The sequence below is a fragment of the candidate division WOR-3 bacterium genome, assembly GCA_016926475.1.
GTDB lineage: Bacteria > SDB-A > SDB-A > SDB-A > SDB-A > JAFGIG01.
This window is the reverse complement of record JAFGON010000045.1, coordinates 1-18,944: the sequence shown is the minus strand read 5'-3', so window position 1 is coordinate 18,944 and position 18,944 is coordinate 1. Positions and strand designations below refer to the sequence as shown.

The 18,944-nt window shown below is 40.0% G+C and carries 21 protein-coding genes; 16 read left to right on the top strand and 5 right to left on the bottom strand.

Features of this window, described 5'->3' with window-relative positions:
* Nucleotides 1–163 precede the first annotated feature (163 nt).
* Nucleotides 164–646 carry a hypothetical protein gene (locus JXA84_04560; GenBank protein ID MBN1150477.1) on the top strand — a complete coding sequence of 161 codons (483 nt, stop codon included), beginning with the start codon at nt 164–166 and terminating at the stop codon, nt 644–646.
* Nucleotides 647–664: 18 nt separating this feature from the next.
* On the opposite strand, the gene JXA84_04555 is transcribed toward JXA84_04560, so the two are convergent.
* Together JXA84_04555 and JXA84_04550 are read right to left on the bottom strand one after the other, a co-directional pair.
* Nucleotides 665–1,477 (bottom strand): MBL fold metallo-hydrolase, encoded by an 813-nt coding sequence (locus JXA84_04555; protein MBN1150476.1) that lies wholly within the window; start codon nt 1,475–1,477, stop codon nt 665–667.
* Between the two features lie 143 nt (nt 1,478–1,620).
* On the bottom strand, nt 1,621–2,181 hold the full coding sequence (locus JXA84_04550) for a hypothetical protein (GenBank protein ID MBN1150475.1): 561 nt from the start codon (nt 2,179–2,181) through the stop codon (nt 1,621–1,623).
* 187 nt (nt 2,182–2,368) lie between these two features.
* Here JXA84_04550 and JXA84_04545 point away from each other — a divergent pair, with 187 nt between their 5' ends.
* Together JXA84_04545 and JXA84_04540 are read left to right on the top strand one after the other, a co-directional pair.
* Nucleotides 2,369–3,484: a CDP-glycerol glycerophosphotransferase family protein gene (locus JXA84_04545; GenBank protein MBN1150474.1), complete on the top strand. Its 1,116-nt coding sequence runs from the start codon at nt 2,369–2,371 to the stop codon at nt 3,482–3,484.
* A gap of 12 nt (nt 3,485–3,496) precedes the next feature.
* The gene (locus JXA84_04540) at nt 3,497–4,213 is read left to right on the top strand and encodes an NTP transferase domain-containing protein (GenBank protein MBN1150473.1); all 717 of its coding nucleotides are present in this window, start codon (nt 3,497–3,499) and stop codon (nt 4,211–4,213) included.
* Nucleotides 4,214–4,216: 3 nt separating this feature from the next.
* Here the strand turns inward: JXA84_04540 and JXA84_04535 are convergent, their stop codons facing one another.
* Both JXA84_04535 and JXA84_04530 read right to left on the bottom strand, forming a co-directional pair.
* Complete coding sequence (locus JXA84_04535) at nt 4,217–4,420, bottom strand: hypothetical protein (protein MBN1150472.1); 204 nt, start codon at nt 4,418–4,420, stop codon at nt 4,217–4,219.
* Complete coding sequence (locus JXA84_04530; protein MBN1150471.1) at nt 4,417–5,034, bottom strand: GNAT family N-acetyltransferase; 618 nt, start codon at nt 5,032–5,034, stop codon at nt 4,417–4,419. The genes JXA84_04535 and JXA84_04530 overlap by 4 nt, the downstream gene beginning before the upstream one ends.
* Before the next feature lie 230 nt (nt 5,035–5,264).
* Here JXA84_04530 and zupT point away from each other — a divergent pair, with 230 nt between their 5' ends.
* From zupT to JXA84_04515, 3 genes are all read left to right on the top strand, one after another.
* Nucleotides 5,265–6,071 carry a zinc transporter ZupT gene (gene zupT / locus JXA84_04525; protein ID MBN1150470.1) on the top strand — a complete coding sequence of 269 codons (807 nt, stop codon included), beginning with the start codon at nt 5,265–5,267 and terminating at the stop codon, nt 6,069–6,071.
* Between the two features lie 134 nt (nt 6,072–6,205).
* Nucleotides 6,206–7,603, top strand: a complete 1,398-nt coding sequence (locus tag JXA84_04520) for a T9SS type A sorting domain-containing protein (protein ID MBN1150469.1) — start codon at nt 6,206–6,208, stop codon at nt 7,601–7,603.
* A 257-nt stretch (nt 7,604–7,860) separates the two neighbouring features.
* Entirely contained in the window at nt 7,861–8,148 is a 288-nt protein-coding gene (locus JXA84_04515; protein ID MBN1150468.1) for a hypothetical protein, read from the top strand.
* 72 nt (nt 8,149–8,220) lie between these two features.
* Here JXA84_04515 and JXA84_04510 read toward each other — a convergent pair whose 3' ends face one another.
* Nucleotides 8,221–9,693: a T9SS type A sorting domain-containing protein gene (locus tag JXA84_04510; protein ID MBN1150467.1), complete on the bottom strand. Its 1,473-nt coding sequence runs from the start codon at nt 9,691–9,693 to the stop codon at nt 8,221–8,223.
* Between the two features lie 590 nt (nt 9,694–10,283).
* Here JXA84_04510 and JXA84_04505 point away from each other — a divergent pair.
* From JXA84_04505 to katG, 10 genes are all read left to right on the top strand, one after another.
* Nucleotides 10,284–10,565: a type II toxin-antitoxin system RelE/ParE family toxin gene (locus JXA84_04505; protein MBN1150466.1), complete on the top strand. Its 282-nt coding sequence runs from the start codon at nt 10,284–10,286 to the stop codon at nt 10,563–10,565.
* Between the two features lie 8 nt (nt 10,566–10,573).
* Nucleotides 10,574–10,864, top strand: a complete 291-nt coding sequence (locus JXA84_04500; protein MBN1150465.1) for a HigA family addiction module antidote protein — start codon at nt 10,574–10,576, stop codon at nt 10,862–10,864.
* Nucleotides 10,865–10,930: 66 nt separating this feature from the next.
* Nucleotides 10,931–11,719 carry a class I SAM-dependent methyltransferase gene (locus tag JXA84_04495; protein MBN1150464.1) on the top strand — a complete coding sequence of 263 codons (789 nt, stop codon included), beginning with the start codon at nt 10,931–10,933 and terminating at the stop codon, nt 11,717–11,719.
* A 139-nt stretch (nt 11,720–11,858) separates the two neighbouring features.
* Nucleotides 11,859–12,557: an epoxyqueuosine reductase gene (locus tag JXA84_04490; GenBank protein MBN1150463.1), complete on the top strand. Its 699-nt coding sequence runs from the start codon at nt 11,859–11,861 to the stop codon at nt 12,555–12,557.
* Nucleotides 12,558–12,575: 18 nt separating this feature from the next.
* Nucleotides 12,576–13,127: a GNAT family N-acetyltransferase gene (locus tag JXA84_04485; GenBank protein ID MBN1150462.1), complete on the top strand. Its 552-nt coding sequence runs from the start codon at nt 12,576–12,578 to the stop codon at nt 13,125–13,127.
* Nucleotides 13,128–13,234: 107 nt separating this feature from the next.
* On the top strand, nt 13,235–13,864 hold the full coding sequence (locus tag JXA84_04480; protein MBN1150461.1) for a hypothetical protein: 630 nt from the start codon (nt 13,235–13,237) through the stop codon (nt 13,862–13,864).
* Nucleotides 13,861–14,529, top strand: a complete 669-nt coding sequence (locus JXA84_04475) for an HAD-IA family hydrolase (protein ID MBN1150460.1) — start codon at nt 13,861–13,863, stop codon at nt 14,527–14,529. Before JXA84_04480 ends, JXA84_04475 begins: the two co-directional genes overlap by 4 nt.
* A 117-nt stretch (nt 14,530–14,646) precedes the next feature.
* Nucleotides 14,647–15,207, top strand: coding sequence for a VOC family protein (locus JXA84_04470; protein ID MBN1150459.1), 561 nt, complete (start codon nt 14,647–14,649; stop codon nt 15,205–15,207).
* A 268-nt stretch (nt 15,208–15,475) separates the two neighbouring features.
* The gene (locus JXA84_04465; protein MBN1150458.1) at nt 15,476–16,711 is read left to right on the top strand and encodes a DUF2130 domain-containing protein; all 1,236 of its coding nucleotides are present in this window, start codon (nt 15,476–15,478) and stop codon (nt 16,709–16,711) included.
* Nucleotides 16,712–17,232: 521 nt separating this feature from the next.
* Nucleotides 17,233–18,944: catalase/peroxidase HPI (katG, locus tag JXA84_04460; protein ID MBN1150457.1), on the top strand; the 1,712-nt coding region annotated here is incomplete at its 3' end.

The following is an 18,944-nucleotide window of genomic DNA, read 5'->3' as shown; positions in this document are numbered from 1 at the left end:
GTTCCTTTTTTTAGCTTTTTTTGATTATATTTTCTTTTTAGGAACCAGTCTTTTTCTTTTTATTTTTTATAGGACACTAGTGATTTTCGTTATGAACTAAATTTATTGAAATTTAACAAAAATAATCTGAAAATTATGTTTCAACTGAATATCAGGAGGAAAAATGGTTTTTATGAGAATTTTAAAAAAAAGTGTGATCGTGTTTTTTGGGGTTTCATTGACAGTTTTGTTCTGTTCTCAAGGTAAAAGCGAAAAGACGAAAGACATAGTTCCCGAGACTGACATTCTTTCAGTTGATGAGTTCAAAGATATATGCCGCGAAATCCCGGTTGATGAACTCACTGAAAACTCAGACGATTTTAAAAATGAACCGGTAAAAGTATCAGGAGAAGTCGTCGTATATTATGAGGAGTCGGACTCCGAAGGCAAAATCACTTATCTAATCATTGGAGTCGCAGACGCGACAAACACTCTCCCGAGCGGAAAATTGCCCGTGTACATATATTTCAGAGGTTCTACGCCTGCTTTTATAAACGACAATGTCACTGTGTACGGAACTGTTTTTGGAACGGATGTCTGCCCTTCGCCACAGGTTGAGGATCAACAACTGCCGAGAATTGACGCCAAATGTATTGAAATGAATTGAAAAACATAATAGATATATCTATTCGTCATTAATAATATATCTCATATTTTCGTTAAAAGCGGTCAGGTCGTTTTTTGTCAGAATTTCACCGTGACCGGTGATAATTGTCTCAATATTGTCAATGCGTTCTTCGGTCCATTTTACGGCTTCATTCCATCTGTCCTTATCGGTCATTAATGTGTCCCGTAAGCTCAGCCGGCCTCCTTTGAAAAAAAGGTCGCCTGTGAAGAGTATCTTGAACTTCGGAACATGGATATATATATCGCTTTGTGAATGACATTTGCCGAAATAAAACAAATCGAATCTGACGTCTCCCATGTCTATTGACATCGTGTCGTAGAAAGTCGTGTCTGGAGCTTTGATTTCTACGTTGTTTAATACATCCTCAAGAGCGCTCTGATAGCGCATTTTGTCGGCAAACTCTCTGTTCCAGTCTTCTGTTTCTTTCACAAGGGGAGACATAACGGAGTCGAATGATTCTATGATGCTTTGCAACCGTGAAATTGTTTTATCACGGTTTTTATACCGTTGAGACATCTCCTCTTCGGCGTTCCTGTGCGCGATAACGGTTGCACCGGTAAAAACTCCGTTTCCACCGCAGTGGTCGTTGTGACCGTGAGTGTTTATCAAAAGAGCAAAATTACTGTTTCCGAATTGATCTTCGATGACTGTTTTGTATCTTGATGTAAGGCTTGTCGATATTCCGGCATCAATTACAACTATTCCTTTTCGTGTGTTTATCGCGGTGATTGCGTCTCCGCCGAATGTGACAAGGACGGTTTTTTCGTTTATTTGCCGAATCTTAATTAAGGATTCGATCCTATTGTCCAAATCATTTGTTTTTGAATTGCATCTGAAACTAAGCGTCAAAAGAGCGCTAATAAACAAAAAGATAAAAAGTATTCTATTCACTCTCATGTTTTTTGAAAAATTCTCAAATCGGTATTTTCAAGTTGAAATTTTGCCAAAGTATTTTATTCAAAGATTCCGTCAAATGGGTCATATCGGATAAATTCCAGACAAAAAAACTTTTTGGAGTTTTCGTAGTGAACGATGGACAGATAACAAATCATTTGATGTTCTTCGGATATCCATACGGCATTTATAAATGCATGATCCGTGGAAACAGCTTCCATCAATTCTTCCCAGTTGTCTATACTGTACAATCCATTTGCAGGTTGAATATCTTCAGAATGAATCGGACCGTATTTTTCTGTGAGCATATTTTTAAGGTTGTCGTACATATTTTTGTATGTCTGATCGTCGAACTGATCTACAAAAATGTAATCGAAAGACTTCAGTTTGCCGTCGGTATCGAAAAAATAAGACGAAGTCACTTTCTCACCCAACAAGGTAGTTTCGTAAAACAGGTAATTCTCGCCTTCTTCGACTAATGTGCTGGTCTGGGTTTCTATTACGTCGGCTTTTTTGAATTCCCAGTGAATTTCATCGAATGAAAATTCGTATGAAAAAGGCTGTCCGGTCAAAAAAGTTCCGGAAGTCATCATAAAACAAATAAAAAATATTTTGAGCATTCAAGTCTCCTTTGATCAGATATTACAACCGGATATTGCAGTTGTCAAAAAACACTCAGATGATTTTATTATGATTGAAGAGATTTGAAACCAGTATCAAAACATTTAGCATTTTTTCTATATTTTTGATAAAACTAATCCATATATATTCTAATTGCTATGATTCACGACGAAATTGAACAGAAAAATGCCAAAAATAAAATTGTTATTTAAAATAGGTTATGCCTACCACAAGGCGGCTTTCGATCCCGTCATCGATCTGCTCATAGACAACAATAAATACGACGTTTTTTTTACTCTCGACATGGAAAAAAAGCGCAAGTTCTTCCTTTTCGATGTCCCATATCAACAGCCGATCATTGAAGAATGGAAAGAACGCGGTTACAGATTCACCGGGGAGACAAAAGGTTTTGACATAATCATTACGGGCGACACGCTCAAAAACGCACCCGATTACGGAAAAACAATACTCTGTTTTTTAAACCACGGAACCGGCATAAAGAATATTCTCTACAGAGAATTGGCAAAAGTGTCAGACCAAAAGTACCAGATATTCGTCGAAGGGCAACACAGAGTCGATTCACTCCGAAATTCCGGGCGCCTTGGTAAAAACGAGATCCATCTCGTCGGCCTTCCCAAATTAGATTATTATTTTCAGGGTAAATTCAGCGACAGGGAAAAGATTCTTAAAGATTTGGGACTTGACCCGTCAAAAAAAACCGTTGTCTACGCGCCTACTTACAAACCGACGTCCCTGTATTATTTAAAAGACGATCTTTTTGATCAGACCCGTGATTACAACCTGATTGTCAAACTTCACCCCTACAGCTGGATGGGAAAATACGCCCCGCACAAACAGCACAGGATTTACGAGGACCGTGTAAAAAAGTACAGCCACGCGGTTTTACTGCCGTTTGAATCCTACAGCATAGTTCCTTTTTACGCTGTTGCAGACACTCTCATAAGCGAGGCATCGAGCACTGTTTTCGATTTTCTCGCCCTCAATAAATTCGGCATTGTCTACGACCTGCCGTGCGAACGCCTCAACCATTCCGACGGCGAACCTCTTCTCGAGATTGACAATCGCGAGTTTCTGAAAGGTGCTTTCGTCCACGTCGACAGAGGTAAAGATATATGTTCAGCCATAGAAAGAGCGCTCGATCCTACAAAGGAGATGAAACAACTGGCGGACGAATACAGGCAAAAACTTTTCTATAAACTCGACGGAAAAGCCTCGGAACGATTTGTTATAAAAATGGAACAACTTTTCCAGGAAGGCGGACATGAGAATATTCCCAAGTAATGCGGTGAAAATATGAAGGCCGTCATAATAGCGGCGGGAAACAGCAGTCGCCTATGGCCTGAGACAAACAAGACACCGAAGACTCTCCTTCCTTTTGGAAAAGGCACTATTTTATCTACAATTATGCACAACATTGCCTGTGCCGGCGCACGGGAATTTGTTTTCGTCCTCGGATTTAAGTCTGAAATGATTGTTGACTATATTGAAAACAATAAATCCTTCGGTTTTAAATCGACGACAGTTATCAACGACGAATTCAACAGGGGAAACGGAATATCAGTTCTCAAGGCCAAAGAAGCCGTCGGTGAAGAAAATTTCATTTTAAGCATGTCGGATCACATAGTCGATCCGTGGGCAATAAGCCGGGTCGTAAATTCAGACTGTAATAAAAACCTTTTACTAGTAGATAAAAAAGTTGACAAAAACTTCGACATAGACGACGCGACAAAAGTGCTGACCGAGAAGAATAGAATCATCGATATAGGAAAAGAAATTAAAAATTACAACTGCTTGGACTGCGGCGTCTTCAGATTGGCGAAAAGTTTTTTTGACGCCATGGCTTTTCAGGTAAACAGAGGAAATGAATCAATAAGTGCGGGAATCCAGAAACTTATAGAACAAAAAAACATGGATGCCGTATTTATGGAAGAAGGCGAATCCTGGATAGACATAGACACTCCCGAAGCTTACAGGTTCGCCCGGGAAAATTACCCCACAAAAAAAAGATGATTATTACTGCGGGTTTTTTCTGTTTTGTAATATCCTCAGGACGGTGAGAACAATGCTCAGGACGATCGAGAATGGTATTGATTTTTCCCACTCAAAAACCGTGACTCCGTGTGATATCAAGTTGTACAGAAATGTGACGGTGAGGTTGATCACATAGCTCAGCACAAGAATAAAAACAAAATAGCTCAGTGTTTTAAACGCGTTCATTGTTCTCCTTTAGATGTCTGTTTTATTGTATATTTTTTAATCCTGAGATCTAAACGCACAATAGGTCTTTCTTTGCATCTGCGTGCAACTTCGTAAAAACCAGCCCCATCGTACATTGATTTCGCTCCGAACCAGAACCATTCGTCGTTTCCCCTTTTATTTTTGTCAACAGGATAAGCTTCGACAATGGATGCCCCCATTTTCTTCGCGTATTTAACTGCGGCGTTGAGCATCTCGGTTGCGACTCCCTTGTTTCGAAATTCTTTTGGAACGACAAAACAGACGATTGACCATACTTTTTTTTCATCGACGGGTTTCATGACGGGTGATTTCTGGAGTTTTGGAAAATCTTCCCTCGGCCCCAGAGAAACCCAGCCCACAGGTTTTTTGCCGGAAAAGCCGATAAGTCCGGGAGGCGGTCCCTTTTGGGCTAGTTTTTTCAACTGCCGCTTGTTGTAATCGCTCATCTTCACGCCATGGGGTAAATCGACCTTGCCGGATTTCCTGTAATACATGCACCAGCAGGTCCGTGCGGCGGAGCATCCTCCTGACATGAAAAGGGTTTCGAGATCAGGCCAGGTATTTTTGTCCAAAGGTTTAACTGATATTTTCATAAGAAATTTATTTTACCGATTTCCCAGGAAGTCGTCCAATATTTCGTTTTCTGGACTGACAGTAAATATTATTGGCTTAACAATGTTGCTTGAAAAATAAATAAGTTAGTTTTGAAAATATATCCGAGTAGTATATGTTGAAAAGTGACAGAGAATAAAAGATAATTAACTGAAATAATGACGACGAAAGACGGATTAACTGTTATGTAGAAATTTAGGATCATCTATTCATGACCGAAAATTTCATCTTCGCCTTTGCCCTGACCCTTTTCGCGGGGCTTTCGACCGGTATAGGAAGCTTTATCGGGCTGTTGTCGAAAAAATTCAATCCAAAAGTATTGACTGTTTCTCTCGGTTTTTCCGCCGGAGTCATGATTTACGTCTCGCTTGTAGAGATATTTGCAAAGGCTAGGGATTCGCTAACCACAGCTCTTGGCGAAAAACCCGGTTATGTATGGACCGTCGTGGCATTTTTCACGGGCATATTAGTCATTGCGCTGATTGATAAAATAATACCGTTTTACGAGAATCCGCACGAGTTGAACGTCGCAGAAAAAATTAAAAAATCTTCCGAGAAGGACAGGAAAAAACTGATGAGAATGGGAATGTTTTCCGCTCTCGTAATCAGCGTTCACAACTTTCCAGAGGGACTTGCTACTTTCATGAGCGGATTGGCCGATCCCTCACTGGGCGTCAGCATAGCCGTTGCGATAGCCATTCACAACATTCCGGAAGGATTGTCTGTATCTGCTCCTATCTACTTTGCAACAAAAAGCAGAAAAAAGGCGTTTACGCTTTCATTTTTATCGGGACTGGCAGAACCTGTCGGCGCTCTGATCGGGTATTTTCTTCTTCGATCTTTTTTTACCGAAGCGACTTTCGGATTCGTTTTCGCGTCGGTCGCGGGTATTATGGTCTATATCTCGCTGGACGAACTCTTGCCGACAGCTGAGGAGTACGGCGAACACCATCTTGCCATAGGAGGGCTGATTGCCGGAATGGTAGTAATGGCAGTCAGCTTGCTTTTGTTTGTTTAGTTACTTCCGAAAAATATTACAAGGAGTGCGGTTTTTGGCAGCAGAAATGAAAAAAAGCGGGACTAAAATGAGGCATTTAATGTTTTTTTAACGCCATAGGATTACTATTTTTGTTTAAAAAAAAGGAGTTTAAAATGGGAACCTGCACTTTTGTAATAGCAGTTCTGTCTTTCTTTACAAATCCGACTGTTTCCAGCGCTATAAACAGTGAGACGCTTCTTTATTCACCCCAGGTTGATGGAACATGGGAAGCGCTGGGTACAGGGTTGGACACCACCGTCTATGCCTTGGATTTTATGAACACGACCTTATACGCAGGTGGTATGTTTACAAATGCCGGAGGTTATCCTGCCGCAGATTATATTGCAAGTTGGAATGGAACTTCCTGGTCTCCCCTGACAAGTCTTAACTCTTATGCCGTAGAGATAAAAGTTTCAGGCACCGGCGTTTATGTCGGCGGAGTTTTCACAAACGCCGGAGGAAATCCCAACGCTGACTGCATAGCCAAATGGAACGGATCTTCGTGGGAAGCACTCGGGACAGGATTGAATGGAGTAGTGTGGGCAATAGCAATTTCAGGTTCGGATATCTATGCCGGAGGTGAATTTACGAACGCCGGAGGAAATCCCAACGCTGATAACATCGCAAAATGGAACGGTTCCTCTTGGGAAGCGCTTGGATCTGGTTTGAATGGTTTGGTTTTAGATATAATCATTTCTGGCTCGGATGTATATGCATGCGGGACATTTTCTAACGCCGGGGGCAATCCCGATGCCGATTATATAGCGAGATGGAACGGTTCTTTATGGGAAACTGTAGGAAATCCTATAGACAGTTTTGTTAGTAAAATGGTTTTTTGGGACTCAATCCTTTACATAGGCGGTTATTTTACAGACGCCGGAGGCAATCCTGACGCTGACCACATAGCCAGATGGGATGGGGAAAACTGGCAATCGGTAGGAGGCGGACTGAACAATTATGTTTTCGATATGGAAGCGGTCGGTACGGATTTACTTGTAGGAGGAATCTTCACGAACGCTGGGGGAGTGCCAAACGCCCACTATATCGCAAAATGGAACGGGTCTTCATGGGAGGCGTTGGGGAGCGGTTTGAATTATTATGTTTTAAGTATAGCCGTTTCAGGAACTGATATTTACGTCGGTGGAGCTTTCACGGACGCCGGAGGTAACCCCAACGCTGATTTTATCGCAAAGTGGGTTCCATCTACAGGAGTTGAAGAGACAGAAGATTTATTTTCGCCCATTATTTATTCAGTTTACCCCAATCCTATGTCACACTTCTTGGCGATATCTTTCGGGATTTTATCCGGCGGAAGAACTACAGTTGAGATTTTCAACCTCGCTGGACAGAAAATTATCACTCTCGCTGAAAGTTATCTCGATGAGGGAAATTATTGCCTGAACTGGGATGGAAAGGACACCGAAGGGAAAGAAGTTCAAAACGGAATGTATTACGTCAGAATACAATCCCAGGGCGAAGTGAGATCAGAAAAAATATCAGTCCTAAGATGATTTTTAGCAAATTTTTAGAAAAGTGACAGCACCGGGAGGTCTGTTATAGATAAGATATATAAAAAACGCACGAAAATTCTGTGCGGACCATGTATAAAAATTGAATTTTATCTTATAATCTCAAGTAAAATAATTTATGAATTGTTTAATTGCGGGAACTTTTTACTTGGGAGGTCAAATTGAAAGCAATTTATGGAACTGTGTTAATTTTATTTTTTGTATTATCTTTTTCTTCATGTTCTTTTTCTACTTGAAAAGTGGACACACATGGGACCGGTTCGGTCCAGAGCATAACCGAGGATCACAATAAGGCGGTTTCATTAAGTCTCGAAAAGCTGAAGGAATTAACTCCCGAGCCATGGGATTACAAACTCATTGGAGTGGAGCAATTGTACAGAGACGGGATGTATGTTTGGAGGACTACATATAAGCCCGTCTCTCTTTTGCCTCAAGATCCTTCAAAAGAAATTATTGGAAGCGGGGGAGAGATATTCATAGAAGTGGAATTGAGCACAAATAAAATACTGGTCAAATACGGAGAATAAAAAATATCAAGCTCTCGTCAAGCATTATTCACAGTTGTACCAATAAACTGGCTCTGCATTCGAATAAATAATTTATCTGATAAGTATCAATTCCTCACTCACAGCGCTTTCTTCTGTCATGACGTTCAAAAAATAAATCCCTGAATGGACGGGCATTCCGGTTTCGTCTGTGCCGTCCCAGGAAAAATATAAAGATCCGCTTCCCAAGGTACAATCTGAAATGATTTTAACAATTCTCCCGGATAGGTCCAGAACTGAAACCTGGACTTCATCTTCATTTCTAAGAAAAAACTCTATTTGAGCCGACCCTCTGAAAGGATTGGGAGAGACGGTCAGAAATTCCGGTGAGAAAACGTGTAAAGGATTTTCCTCGACAATCGTCACCGCGTCGGTTATTTTAGCGACTATCAGATCGGATATTCCGTTGCAGAACGTCTCGGACGACCCCGTCACTAAAAATATGCTTGAAGTGACGGCCTTGATGTCGTGACCCTCGTCGATTTCGGCGCCTCCGAAGGAATAGGACCAAATCTGATTTCCCGCGCTGTCAGTCCTGACGATCCAGACGTCGGCTGAATTCGCAGGATAAGAAGATGTGGTCCCCGTCAAAAGAAGATCGCCGCCGGGCAGTTCTTCAACGCTCCAGAAGTCGTCGCTCTCCGGACCGCCCAGTACTTTGCTCCACATCTCGTTGCCCTGAGAGTCAACTTTTACTATCCATCCGTCGAATTTGCCGTTGGTGGATGAAACCATTGTCCCGGCCAGAATGTAACAGCCGTCTTGAGTCCTGGTTATGTTTTCAAACCAGGCGCTTTGGGCTCCCGGAAATGTTTTTTCGTGTGTTACGACACCGTACCGGTCAATGATTAGAAACCAACCCATAGAATTGGATGAACTTGTCAGCTTCTTGTGTCCCGCAATTACGAAATCTCCGCTGTTGCTCTGAACCATGCAAGTCGGCAGTTCCGAACCTGATCCGCCGTAAGTGGAGTCCCAGAGAAGGTTGCCGTCATTGTCGATCCTGACGAGCCAGGCGTCGCACAATCCCGCTGTCTGAAAATACGTAAATCCAACCGCTACAATTTCGCTGTCCTGAGTTTCAAGGAGAGCTGATGCGCCTTCCTCCCACTGGCTGTCGCCGATTCTAAGATCCCAGAGAAAGTTGCCATCGCCGGAAATTTTTGCAATGTAGAAATCACCGTAATAATTTGCCGGCGGACAGCTTGTCCCAGCGAATGCGAATCCACCGTCAAATGTCTGGATTATGTCGTCAGGGTAATCGTAGGATTCGTAGCCGTAGGTCGAGTCCCATGACAATTCTCCTGAACTGTCGAACCTCAGAATCCAGGCGTCACAAAAACTCGGAGTATAAGAAAAAGTAAAACCTGCCAGAACGAAACCTCCGTCATTCGTCAGTGCTATTGAATTTCCGTAATCGCCCAGCGGCCCGCCGTAATGCTTTAGCCAAAGAGTGTCCGGGTTTTGAAGAAACAACTGATTAGCACTAATCAGGAGAAAAAAAGCAATAACTTGAAAAGTTTTCACATTTCCTCCTTAACAATTATCAATCAACAACTAGTAATTAACAATTATCAAATAAGAGAAGTTTTTGCTACGAATAAAAGCAAAAAATTATTGTAAAAAAAAATGGTGGATAAAGAGTTGTTCAAAAAAATTGAAAATGATCTGTCAATCGGTTCGAGGTCATATTCTTCCCTTCTTCCTGGAAAGGGCAATATTCAATCCTTTATAATATTTTTAATTACAGCTTATCGTAAATATCTTTTATTTGGTCAATTATGATGATTGCAATTAATTGTGTCCGCGTTTATTCGTGTCCATTAGCGGTTAAGGTATTTATTGTACTACAGTTTTTTAATCAAAAAAATATCGACGATATTTTGAATCTTAGATTCAAAAATCGTATTCGCGGTTCGTTTATATTCTCTTAACCGTTGTTGATATCTCTTTCATTCAGATTTTAAATAATGAATTTAAGAAATTTCAACAACGAAATGGTTAAAAATACTGAAGTAATATTCTTCTGAGATATCCGAGGGTTATGGGACAATTATTTTATAGCAATCCTATATATTGACGCTTGACGTTATTAACGCAATGCGTTAAACTTAATTGTGATTAGATCGTTTAAAGATAAAGAAACGGAAAAAATTTGGAACCAGAAATATTCTAAGCGATTTCCTATAAATATCCAGAAAATTGGATATAGAAAGTTAATTATCTTGCACCGTTCAAAAGATTTAAATGATTTAAGAATCCCAGTAGGTAATAAACTTGAAATATTATCTGGAAAAAGGATGGGTCAATACAGTATACGGATTAACAATCAATGGCGGATATGTTTTAACTGGAAAAATGGAATTGCATCAGAAGTTGAAATTATAGATTATCATTAGGAGGAATTATGAATAAAATACCTGATGTAACACCCGGAGAAATTTTATTTGAAGAATTTCTTTCTCCTTTAAATATCAGTGCTTATAAACTTGCAAAAGATACTCATATACCGGCAACGAGAGTATCGCAAATATTAAAGGCAAAACGAAGAATTACAGCAGACACAGCATTAAGATTATCCAAATATTTTGGAAATTCTGCTGAATTCTGGTTAGGTATCCAGGATGAGTATGATCTGCGAAAAGAAAAGAAGCGGCTAAAAAAAGAGTTGGAAGATATACCAAAAGCAATTGCATAATATTGAAAAACGTTCCATTCCAAGTACGCGGCGTTCACCGGCAAATAAAATGAAAGAGTGATTATTATGGGAAAAGAAAGAATTTATAACGATATTTTAATGCATAATAAATATGCTTGGAATAAGGCTGTGGATTCGGGCGACGAATGGACTGTCCCTGTGAGCAGGGAAATAATCGAAGAAGCAAAAAAAGGCAACTGGAAAATATTTTTAACGCCTTTAAAACCGGTTCCGAAAGAATGGTCTCGGGACTTGAGGGGCTTGAAAGTTTTATGTCTGGCGTCTGGCGGAGGACAGCAGGGGCCTTTATTTTCTGCTCTTGGCGCCGATGTGACTGTTTTTGACAATTCTCCCAAGCAATTAATGCAGGACCAATACGTCGCCGAACGAGATTCATTGAAAATTAAAACAGTCGAAGGAGACATGGCTGATTTATCATGTTTTGAAAATGAAATGTTTGACTTAATTTTCCATCCGGTTTCAAATTCATTTGTGCCGGACATATTGCCGGTTTGGATGGAAACATATCGTGTATTGAAGAGAAACGGAATCCTTTTATCCGGTTTTGCGAATCCTCTTGTATATCTTTTTGATTCAGAGAAAATGGAACAAGATGTTCTTGAAGTCAAACACAAGATTCCATACAGTTCTGCGCAGGAGTTAACAGATGAAGAGAAGAAAATTTATTTTGAAAAAGGATATGCGCTTGAATTCAGTCATACGCTTGATGACCAGATCGGCGGGCAGATAAAAGCGGGATTTGTAGTTAACGGATTTTATGAAGATTATCATAATGAGGGCATTCTTTCAAAATTCATCCCTTCGTACATTGCGACCAGAGCAGTTAAACAGTGAATGTGTTTTATTTAAGAAATAAGGAAAATCTATCATATAGATTGATATCGAATTGCGCCCTCACTATTTCGTTCGCAACTTTAAATATCCGCGAACGGCAGGGTGCATGGCAGAAAAAACAAAATCGGAAAATTGAACCATGATCACAAAAGACAGAATAAAAGAGATTGCATTTAGACAAGGTGTTGATTTATTTGGAGTCGCATCTGTGGACAGGTTCGAAAATGCGCCCAAAGGATTTCATCCCAAGGACATTTATTCAAAGACCGAGACAGTAATTGCTTTTGCGATTCGACTGCCCAAAGAATCTTTATTCGCGGAAAATCCCGTGCCCTTTTCTCATACGAATACTTTGGCCATGCAGAAAATGGATACGATAACGTATGACATTTCTACCGAACTTGACAAATTGGGTGTAAAAAACGTTTTGATACCGACTGATGACCCATATTTGTATTGGGACAATAAAAAACAGGAAGGCCGTGCGATATTATCGCTCAGGCATGTCGGATATTTGGCAGGATTGGGAAAACTTGGAAAAAATAATCTGTTGATAAACAAGGATTATGGAAATATGATTCAAATCGGCGCATTATTGACTTCTGTGAGATATGAATCGAACCCAATGGCGGATTATGAAGTTTGCCCCCCGAATTGCAGGATTTGTCTGGATATTTGCCCTCAAAAGGCATTGACAGGAGAAACAGTTATTCAAAAGGAATGCAGACCAATTTCAAATTTCAAGACTGAAAAAGGATATACGATAAAAAAATGCTTTGAATGTAGAAAAAGATGTCCGAGTGTGTTTGGGATAAAGACAGCACCGTTAATTCTCTGAAAAACTTGTGAGGTTAGTATGTTGAGATTAAAGAGAATCGAAATATATTGTGATCTCGATCTTTTACCCGAATCAGGATATGTCTCTGACATCAGATATAGAGTCGACTACACTGATGAAGAGGACCGGACCAAGTTCATCTTGACAAGACAAACGAATCAGAAACCATTCATCAAAAAATGGATCAGAACAGATGATGAGAAAGACAGGCTCACTGAAATAATAGATCAGGAATTGTCATATACTTTATTTAAAGATGATTTCCCAGTTGGTCATTTTCTGCTTGAAAGACGGGATTGGAACAATACTCTTTATATTGAATCAATAGAAATAATCCGGAAAGAAAGAGGAAAAGGTTTGGGTACTTATTTGATGAAAGAAATAGATAAAATTGCGAGGGAAAAGGGCTTTAGATTAATAAACCTTGAAACACAGACGAGTAACGGCGTAGCAATAGATTTCTATAAAAAGAATGGCTACAGGATAGAGGGAATTGATATATCGTTCTATACAAACGATGATTTGGAAAAACACGAAATGGCGGTTTTCATGAAGAAGAGGATTTTCTGAAAATTGCATAAAGCGGAAAATCCAATTAATCCCAGTGGCTCATGCAAAAAAACCACTAACATGTTATTAAATGCTTATTAATTTCATATAAAACCGAGAGCCAAGAGATGAAAATTATTGATGTAGTTTCTAAACACACAGACATTTTTCTGTTTAAGGTTGTTAAGAATAATTCAGAAAGTCCGCTCGACTGGGAAATTACAGCCATGACAGATAAATTGATTCCTAACGCTGAGATTCAGTGTATTGCAAGAGTAAAAATGATTGATTCACATAATAATGTTTCAGATTGTTTGGTAAATATATCACTTCCCGAAAGGATTATAGATTATGTTATATATAAATCAGATAGAGGATTTGAATATAAAGAGATTTATTCACTCGTCGACAGCGAAGTGATACCTGCAATAGCAAGTGACGCTTACGGCGATTATAACATATATTATTCAAAGAAAAATCCTGGCGTTGGGATAGATATTCTAAAACAAGGTTTGAAAATTTCGGAAAATAAAACAAGTGCTGCCGAAGATTTGGGATATATATTGCGAGACGAGCAAAGATATACCGAATCATTGGATGCATTTTTGATTTCTGAAAAATACGGAGTTACCAGTGATTTTATCTATCAGGAAATTAGAGATTTATATTTGAAGCTAAATGACAAGGAAAAAGCCGACGAATATTATAAAAAAGAAAGAAAAAATAAATCACATCTCCGCTGGGGGAGGATTGCTTGAGCTTAAAAAGTGAAATAAAAGTGATAATGTTTGACGCAGGTGGAATTTTATTTACGGCCGGAATTCCCAGGGACGAGAGAATAAAAGCAATCCTAAGATCAATGAGATTAAACAAGGATATTATTGATAGCGCATTAAAAAAAGGAAATGAATTCTTTTCTGTTTTTAATGAGAGTGGAAGATGGATAAATAATTGGGATGAAGAAAAAGAACTATTTTTAAATTATTATTCTGTTATTGCAAAAGAAATTAATGTTTCTGATGTTTATTTAAGTGAAAAGCTATTTTACCTTACTCATTATGCAAATCATTGCACTTTATATCCAGAAGTAATCGATGTTTTAGATAGTATATCAAAACATTATAAATTAGGAGTAATATCCAACGCGTACCCAAGTTTAGATTGGATTTTTGATAAACTGGATATAAGAAAATATTTTGATACTATCATAATCTCAGCATTTATTGGAAAAGCAAAACCAGAAAAATCAATTTATGAAAAAGCTTTAGAAAAAATAAATTCTGAAGCCAGTGAATGCTTATTTATTGATAATAAAATTATAAATGTTGAGGCTGCTAAAGCCATAGGTATGAAAGGAATTCATATTGATAGAGAAAAAAATGAAAGTTTAAATATTGTAAAAGAAAAATTAATATTCATATAAAGTAATTTTCAATCAAATAATGTATAAAACCTCATGTAAATAGTTATGATAAATCGAGCTAAAAAATGGTATTTTGAAATTGAGCCACTTTAACGGGACGCTGGAGGGGATGATGAGATGATGCAAACAAACCATATTGCGATTCTTGTGCGAAATCTTGAATCCGTTTCAAAATCGTTACCACCGGCATGCATTCTTCATGCCCCTGAAGAACAACCCGCGGAGGGAACGAGAGAGCGATACGTAACATTTGGCGGTGAAAATGTACCGGCGTTGTTGCTAATCCAGGCAATAGCGGACGGACCTTATTCAAGAGCTTTGGAGAAGCGAGGGCCGGGTCTTCATCACATTGGATGCGTTTGCGGTGACATTGAGAAGGAAGTTTCCAGGTGTTCTATACTGGGATTGCTACTGCATCCGATTTCACTGCTAACCCGCAAGTATGGTGTTGTTTGGCTATGCCGTCCGGGAGTACCGTACCTTGTAGAATTGATGGAAAATCCTGAACAGAGCGAGATACTCTTCGATAAAGAGACGATCCGTCTGCCTGCTGGGACTCGGATTCCACCTTTTGCAGTCAAATTGTCGTCCAACCTCACTATTGCGACCGGCGATATCCAGAAAATCGCTATAACTGCAGGAGCGATAGAGGTTTCCATTGACCCAAGCGAAGTATGACAGAACAAATTCAGAAAACGCCTTCTGTGTCGCTGAATGGAAATTTCAGAGTTATGTTCGTAATATCAGATGATGAAGTAATCATTCTGAGAATCGGTCCCAGGAAAGATGCTTACAAAAGATAAATGAATGATATTATTAAAAGTATAAGAGGCGATGATTCTTTACTTGATTCGGAATAATGCGTTGTGAGACCTGCATTTGTTAGAAATTCGGTAAATAACCTCTCAAATCGGAGGCATTGACATGAATTTTCAAGAGGCAATATATGAAAGATAAAATAACCTGCCCAAATTGCGGACACAGCTTTGATGTTGAAGAAGCGATATCAGGAAAACTTGAAGCTCATTTCAAGTCGGAGTATGAGCGAAAAGTGGCCGAGCAAATTGAAAAATTCAACGCGGAAAAAAAGAAACTTGAAGAAGAACGGAATATTGTAGCTGAACAAAAAGAAAAGCAGGAAGAATTGTTAAAGAAAGAGCTTTCCAAAGCTTTGGAAATTGAAAGCAAGAAAATTGAAAAACTTACTTCTGAAAGCTACGAAGAGACAATTAAATCTCTAAAAGAAGAAAATGAAAAACGAAAATCTGAAAACAAAACTCTTCGGGAAAAAGAAGTCGCATTGATGAGACAAGAAGCAGAACTAAAGGAAAAACAAGAAGATCTATATCTCCAAGTCGAAAAGCAGATCCTTGAAAAACAAAAGGAAATAGAAGACAAAGCACGGGCAAAAGAGCGGGAGAGTTTTGAATTGGAAAAAATCAAACTCCTAAAGCAAATCGAAGACAATAAAAAACTCGCTGAAGAAATGAAGCGCAAGGCAGAACAAGGTTCAATGCAATTACAGGGTGAGGTTCAAGAACTTGCAATTGAAGATTTGCTTTCAAAGACGTATCCCTTTGATAAAATCCAGGAAGTTCCAAAAGGAGTTCGCGGGGCGGACTGCATTCAAACAGTAATCAATTCAATACAGCAGGAATGCGGCTCTATTGTCTATGAGAGCAAAAGAACCAAAAACTATTCCAATGATTGGATTGATAAATTGAAGCAGGATCAAGTTACATGCAAAGCTGACCTGGCAGTTTTAGTCACAGAGGCAATGCCGGGCGATATGGACAGATTCGGCGAAAGAAACGGAGTTTGGATCTGCGGCTTTCACGAAGTTCGGGGTCTTTCATTTGTTCTGAGAGAAATGTTGATAAAAACACAGTCCGTAAAAATATCCCAAGAAAACAAAGGGGATAAAATGGAGCTTCTTTACACTTATTTGACAAGCAATGAGTTCGTTCAAAACATCAAAAGAATAGTTGAGAACTATGATGATATGGTTGTACAGCTGAATTCAGAGAAAAAAGCTATGTATAAAATTTGGGCTCTAAGAGAAAAACAAATTTGGGCAGTTCAAGAGAATGTTTCTGCTCTGTTCGGCGCAATAAAAGGAATTGCAGGAAAGGAAATGGAAACCTCAAATGTTCTACAGCTTCCTGATAATCAGATAGAATAATAAATGCATCAACTTTAGAATAGATATCAACCCAACCACAAATAAAATTTGTTTTAATTTATTGTATAATTCATTTGCGTGAAGATTTTATATGTTTTCGGCATTTCTTAAATATCACCGATTTATCGTTCGAAGATATAGAGTTGCGTCGTTGTATTAAAATAGATTTAGTCAATGAAAAGACAAAAATTGAGAAAAACAATATCAATCTTTTCGTTTTGAGCTCTGGGTTTTTAAGTAACAGTGATCTCGAAATTAGATATTGGAGCTGATTTTCAGACAAAAATATCATTTGTAATCTAAATAAAAACAGAATATATATTAGCAGGGATTTAGTCAAAAATCTTACTGAAGGGGATATGCGTAGACCTGTCCACGAGACCTGTTTTTTTTCAAAAACAATTTCCCGGCAAAATTTCTGTAAAATTCCTGATACAAAAAAATCATTAAACGCATCGGAAAATATATTTGAAGATGCCCCTATGGGTTTGGCGCAGGATTAATAAACAGGAGGTAATACTATGGACGCTCCGGAAAAATCTCCAATGGGTAGAGGGATAAGAAACAAAGACTGGTGGCCTAATCAGCTGGACATCAGCATTCTTCATCAGCATTGTCCGTCATCAAATCCCATGGGTCCCTCTTTCAACTACAAAGAGGAATTCGAGAAACTCGACCTAAAAGACCTTAAAAAAGACCTTTGTAAACTCATGACCGACTCTCAGGAATGGTGGCCCGCTGACTGGGGGCATTACGGCGGACTTATGATCCGCATGGCCTGGCACAGCGCAGGCACTTACAGAACTTCCGACGGCCGCGGCGGCGGAGGGACGGGCAATCAGCGGTTTGCTCCGCTAAACAGTTGGCCTGACAACGCCAATCTTGATAAAGCCAGACGTCTGCTTTGGCCTATTAAGAAAAAATACGGCAGAAAAATATCCTGGGCAGACCTTATGATTTTAGCAGGCAATTGTGCTTTGGAATCCATGGGATTCAAGACATTCGGTTTCGGAGGAGGCCGTGCCGACATCTTCCAGCCCGAAGAAGATGTGTATTGGGGCAAGGAAAATATTTGGCTCGATGACAAACGTTACAGCGAAGGCAGAACACTTGAAAATCCTCTGGCTGCTGTGCAGATGGGATTGATATACGTCAATCCCGAAGGGCCGAACGGAGAACCGATGCCCATAAAATCAGCGATAGATGTCAGGGAAACTTTCAAGCGGATGGGTATGAACGATGAGGAGACAGTAGCGCTGGTTGCAGGCGGGCATACTTTCGGTAAAACCCACGGTGCCGGGGATGCTAAACATGTCGGGCCGGAACCCGAAGCCGCTCCCATTGAAACACAGGGACTGGGTTGGATGAGCAGTTATAAAAGTGGGAAAGGTCCCGATACAATAACAAGCGGCATTGAAGGGGCGTGGAAACCTAATCCGACAAAATGGGATACCGGTTATCTCAAGGTTTTGTTGAAATACGATTGGGAGCTTGTAAAAAGCCCCGCCGGCGCTCATATGTGGCTGGCAAAAGATGTGGCGGAAGAAGACATGGTTGTTGACGCCCATGATCCTGCGAAAAAAAGCCGACCTATGATGACGACCGCCGACCTTTCCCTTAAATTTGATCCCGTGTATGAAAAGATAGCAAGGCATTATCTTGAGAATCCGGCTGAATTTACCGACGCTTTTGCAAGGGCATGGTTTAAGCTGACCCACAGGGACATGGGTCCCCGGTCCCGCTACCTTGGTCCTGAAGTCCCCGAGGAAGACCTTATCTGGCAGGATCCGATTCCCATGGTCGACCATAAGCTTGTAACTTCAAAAGACGTCAAAACACTCAAAGAAAAAATCCTCGCCTCAAGGCTCACCGTATCCGAACTTGTTGCAACCGCGTGGGCTTCAGCCTCGACATTCCGTGGGTCAGACAAACGCGGTGGCGCTAACGGAGCGCGCATCAGGCTTGCTCCGCAGAAGGACTGGGAAGTCAATCAATCCTCTCAGTTACAGATAGTACTTAAAAAGCTGGAATCCATCCAAAAAGCGTTCAACAAATCGCAGACCGGCAAGAAAAAAATATCGCTTGCCGATTTAATCGTCCTCGGAGGCTGTGCAGCAGTTGAAAAAGCCGCAGGCAAAGCAGGTATTAATGTGACCGTGCCTTTTACCCCAGGAAGAATGGACGCACTTCAGGAGCAGACCGATATAGATTCTTTCGCTTATCTTGAGCCGGT